At 47.3% G+C, this 4,709-nt stretch carries 3 protein-coding genes; 1 reads left to right on the forward strand and 2 read right to left on the reverse strand.

Going from position 1 to position 4,709, the window contains the following annotated elements:
• Positions 1-228: 228 nt before the first annotated feature.
• Positions 229-417, forward strand: a complete 189-nt coding sequence (gene tatA, locus M595_RS26895; protein WP_009786034.1) for a twin-arginine translocase TatA/TatE family subunit — start codon at positions 229-231, stop codon at positions 415-417.
• A gap of 61 nt (positions 418-478) precedes the next feature.
• Here the strand turns inward: tatA and cphA are convergent, their stop codons facing one another.
• Both cphA and M595_RS26905 read right to left on the reverse strand, forming a co-directional pair.
• Positions 479-3,184 (reverse strand): cyanophycin synthetase, encoded by a 2,706-nt coding sequence (gene cphA / locus M595_RS26900; protein WP_040484750.1) that lies wholly within the window; start codon positions 3,182-3,184, stop codon positions 479-481.
• A gap of 307 nt (positions 3,185-3,491) precedes the next feature.
• Entirely contained in the window at positions 3,492-4,349 is an 858-nt protein-coding gene (locus tag M595_RS26905; RefSeq protein ID WP_023069757.1) for a cyanophycinase, read from the reverse strand.
• Positions 4,350-4,709 lie beyond the last annotated feature (360 nt).

A 4,709-nucleotide genomic window follows, 5' to 3' on the forward strand; every position in this document is an offset into this window, starting at 1 on the left:
TGGAAAGTCTATAAGATTTAGAGGAAAATGAAATTAGAGATTAAGAGGAGTTGGAAGAATATAGAAACTGTATTAAAAATTGGATACAGCTCATCAAAAGAAAGAAATTGAGGAGAATAAAATAACGAATGTTTAAGAGGGATTTAAGGGAATCCAATCATCTAAGGAGAATAAAATAACTCAACTCCCGGTAAGATGAAAGTGTCTATCTGCATCAAGGAGGTTGCCATGTTTGGTTTGGGATTACCAGAAATGGGAGTGATTTTGTTAGTTGCTGTATTTATCTTCGGGCCGAAGAAGATTCCCGAGTTAGGAAAAACTATCGGTCAAGCACTAAAAGGTTTCAAAGATGAAATGCAGAATGATTTAGAAACCGACAGCGATAACCCAGAAGTTAAAAAATCTGAGGGAAATTAAGCATGAGGGATGAGAAATTGAACTTTTGGGATTGATTCTCATCCCAAGCTTCGAGATATCCTTAAACCTGCGACGGTTTCAAGTTTGTAGAATAGGGAGCAGAAGCCGTTCCGTTTTGACCAGTCGGTGAATCCGAAATCGGATTGCGGGCCTCGATTAGACTAATTGCCCGAGTCACACTTTCCGGTAAAATCACCACCAAACCGCCTTCGGGGGCGCGATCAAGGGTGGTTTCTATCGCTTCGGTTTCGTTGAGGATGGTTTCATAGCTAACTCGGGGGTCAGGAACTCGACTCAACACCTGTTCAATCCCTTCGCGAATTAAGTCTGCCGCATTGCCCCGTTCTCGACCTCGCGTGTCATCATCTTCTTTGATCACAATTTGGTCAAACATCTCCGCCGCCAATTTGCCTAACGTCACAAAATCTTCATCTCGGCGATCGCCAGGGCCACCAACAACGCCAATCCTAACCCCCTGCCAATTGCGAACAAATCCAGCTAAGGCTTCATAGCTAGCGGGATTATGAGCATAATCAATCAGGGCGTGAGATTTACCCATATTAAACAGGTTCATCCGTCCTGGGGTTTGAGAAGCCGAAGCGACAAACGTCGATAAACCCTGTTGAATATGTTCAATTTTGATCCCTTGAGCAAAGGCCGCCAAACAAGCTGCTAAAGCGTTAGCAATCATAAATGGGGCTTTTCCTTCCATCGTCAGAGGCACATTAATCGCCTGTTCGATCCGCAGTGTCCAGTCGCCTTTAAGGATGGAGAGATAGCCATTTTCATACACCGCAGCCAACCCGCCTGCTGCCGTATGTTTGAGAACGGTTTCATTTTCGGGGTTCATGGAGAAATAGGCAACTTGGGCTTTGGTGCGTTCAGCCATTTCTGCCACTAACGGGTCATCTGCGTTCAACACCACGTAGCCTTTCGGGATCACGGACTCCGCCACAACGCTTTTCACTTTCGCCAGTTGTTCAACGGTGTCAATATCGCCTAAGCCCAGGTGATCGGCCGACACGTTCAAGACAATACCCACATCACAGGTATCAAACCCTAAACCGGAACGGAGAATTCCTCCCCGAGCGGCTTCGAGGACAGCAATTTCCACGGTTGGATCACAGAGAATCAGTTGAGCGCTTTGGGGGCCTGTGTTATCCCCTGCTTCTACGAGATAGTCACCGATATAGGTGCCGTCTGTAGTCGTGTAGCCAACCATAGAACCCGTTTCTTTGACAATATGAGCCAGTAGACGAGTGGTTGTGGTTTTACCATTTGTCCCGGTGACAGCCAAAATGGGAATGCGACTCAGTTGACCTGTCGGAAACAGCATATCCATGACCGCTCCAGCCACGTTCCGGGGTAAACCTTCACTGGGGGCAACGTGCATCCTAAATCCTGGTGCGGCGTTAACTTCGACAATCACCCCATCAACTTCTCGCAAGGGGCGGCTAATATCGGGGCTAACGACATCAATTCCGGCGATATCAAGACCGATAATTTTTGCGACTCGGGAAAACAGCCAAATATTTTCTGGATGAACTTCATCAGTGCGATCGATGGCACTTCCCCCGGTGCTGAGGTTGGCGGTTGCCCGGAGGAAGCAGCGTTCTCCTTCTGGCAATACCGAATCTAAACCATAGCCTTGTTCGGCAATCATCGACAGGGCGGTTTGATCAATTTCAATCCGAGTCAGAACGTTATCATGTCCATCACCTCGTCGGGAGTCACGGTTGGTTTCCTCAATTAATTCTTGGATGGTGAAACGACCATCCCCAACTACGTGACCCGGAACTCGTTCGGAGACGGCGACGACTTTTCCATTGACGACTAACACCCGAAAGTCCCGACCTTGATAGAAGCGTTCCACAATTACGCTACGAGTTTTAGAAGCGGTACTCGCCACATCGTAGGCTTGTTCTGCCGTTTCCCACCGGGTAATATCGAGGGTAATACCGCGACCGTGATTTCCGTCTAGGGGTTTCATGGCGATGGGATAACCACCCACAAAGTCAACGGAATCTTTCAACTCATCAAAGTAGCGAATGACAGTCCCTCGGGGAACGGGAATCCCGGCATTTCGCAGAATTTGTTTAGTGCCTTCTTTATCGCAGGCGAGTTCTACGCCTAAAATGCTGGTATGACCGCTCAGAGTGGCTTGGATACGTTTTTGATTGACTCCATAGCCTAGCTGAATCATAAAGCGGGTCTTCAATTCCAGCCAAGGAATTCCTCTGGCTTCGGCTTCACTGACGATCGCATCGGTACTCGGGCCTAGAGCTGCTTGCGCTTTGAGTTCTTTGAGATCTTCGATATCTTGGTTGAGTTCTTCTTCGCCATAGGTTCCATTTTCTACAATACTCTGACACAGGCGTACCGCAGCCCGACCTGCATACCGACCCACTTGTTCACTTTGATACTCATAGACCACCTGAAAAATTCCGGGTGTCGCTGTTTCTCGGGTTCGACCAAACCCGACTGACATTCCAGCTAAGTTCTGGAGTTCGAGGGCGACGTGTTCGATAATGTGTCCCATCAACGTTCCGCGTTGCACCCGACTGAGAAATCCTCCTCTAACTCCCGGTGAACAGTGATGTTCGACTAAACTCGGCAAAGCGGACGTTAGACCTTCATAGAACCCGGGAATATCGCAAGAATAGCGTTCCACGAGATCTTCGAGGTCTAGGCGCATGACGATCAGTTGATGCCGTCTGATGCTCCAGTAGTTGGGGCCGCGTAATGTCAGAACCTTGAGAATTTTCATATCTGTCTATGAGTGGGTGATGCCGGAGTGGTCTAGAGTAATAATTCTACTGTGATCAATTTCTAACTTTAAAATACATCCTAACTGTTCTCGATGAACAGTTGAGCAATTTGGGGGGTTGAGAATTGAGTTAAACTTTTGAATTGGCTCTAGGAGCTACAGGAGTTAGACGATTGAGTGGGAAAGATCCACGCAGATTATTTGTTGTGATTTCCCGATCTATTTCCAGCAGCTCCTCTTGCCTTAGCATTTCAACAACATTTTCTGTGCAAACTTGAGAGAAAATAGACGGTTTAGGAAAAGTTCCTTAGAGACTCTGTGATGCGATCGGAATCCGGGTGCGGATGTTGTATTCATCGCCATGGGAGAGGATATGAACTCGCAAATTAAACAGACTCAGTGGATCGGCTGCGCCGACTTTAGACGCATTAGTATAAGACATTTCAGTCGCATCGACAATAGTTACGGTGCCTTTACCAATCACCTTAAGTTTTTCTTGAGCTTCAAACATCGCACAAGTATCTTCATCAATTCCCAAGCCTAAACGTTCAGGATGAGAGGTGATCGCACTGATCAAGCGACTTAAGCGGTTACGGTTGTGGAAATGTTGATCGACAATGACTTCAGGCATGATATCTAAACCGGTTGCCATGTCCACGAGGGAACGATTTGGGGATTCTCCACTGCCTCCGCCTGCGATCATGTGATGGCTCATTACTGCTGCACCTGCACTGGTTCCAGCCAGCGCCATCCTCCCTTCACGAGCGGCTACCCGAATTTTACTCATTAAGGGTGTATCCGCGAGCAAACTATAAAGGCGCAGTTGATCTCCTCCAGTCAAAAAGACCCCTGTACAGGAGGTATCCAGATAGGAGTGCCATTCTGTGTTTTCACAGTGATGACGTTCGCGAATATCAAAGATTTTGATCTCTTTGGCTCCCATCTCCTCAAAGATTTTTTGATAACGTTCGCCTTGAAGACCCGGTTCTCGCGACGCTGAAGGAACAATGGCAAGCTGTGCTTTTGCTCCGCCTGCACGGTTAAAAAAGGTTTGCAGAATCTCACGTCCATGAACTTTATCTTCCGCTCCCCCAATGATTAAAATTGAGGTCTGAGTGGGTGGGGGTATCATGTGTTCAAGGGCTTGAGACGTCAACTGCTGCATATTTAATCTCCTCTGATCAGAATAATAAGTTTAATCAGTGGGACATAATCCCTACTTAAAATATTTACAGGCTTTTTTGGGGGGGTTCTGGTCAATTCTTGACTTTTTATATTGGGCATTTGAGAGGTAAAGCCGGAGATGTTCGACCCCGATGAGTAAACTAATGATAGCCGGAGCAGGTGTTGACGGGTTTACCTGGCTGTTGAAGTTTCCCCTACCCTGACTTTTTTGATTGGGTTTAACTTCCCTATTTCATCAGGTCTGAAAGTCATCAGCTTCCATCTTGACCCAGGGTGACAGTAGCTTCCGTTGTTTGAGGGCGGAGTCATCGATGACTTGAGCCGGAAGATTCTTGTGCGG

The sequence above is a fragment of the Lyngbya aestuarii BL J genome, assembly GCF_000478195.2.
Lineage (GTDB): Bacteria > Cyanobacteriota > Cyanobacteriia > Cyanobacteriales > Microcoleaceae > Capilliphycus > Capilliphycus aestuarii.

Coding starts and splice junctions, on each gene's coding strand:
- tatA (WP_009786034.1), top strand. CDS start 229: ATGTTTGGTTTGGGATTACCAGAAATGGGAGTGATTTTGTTAGTTGCT.
- cphA (WP_040484750.1), bottom strand. CDS start 3,184: ATGAAAATTCTCAAGGTTCTGACATTACGCGGCCCCAACTACTGGAGC.
- M595_RS26905 (WP_023069757.1), bottom strand. CDS start 4,349: ATGCAGCAGTTGACGTCTCAAGCCCTTGAACACATGATACCCCCACCC.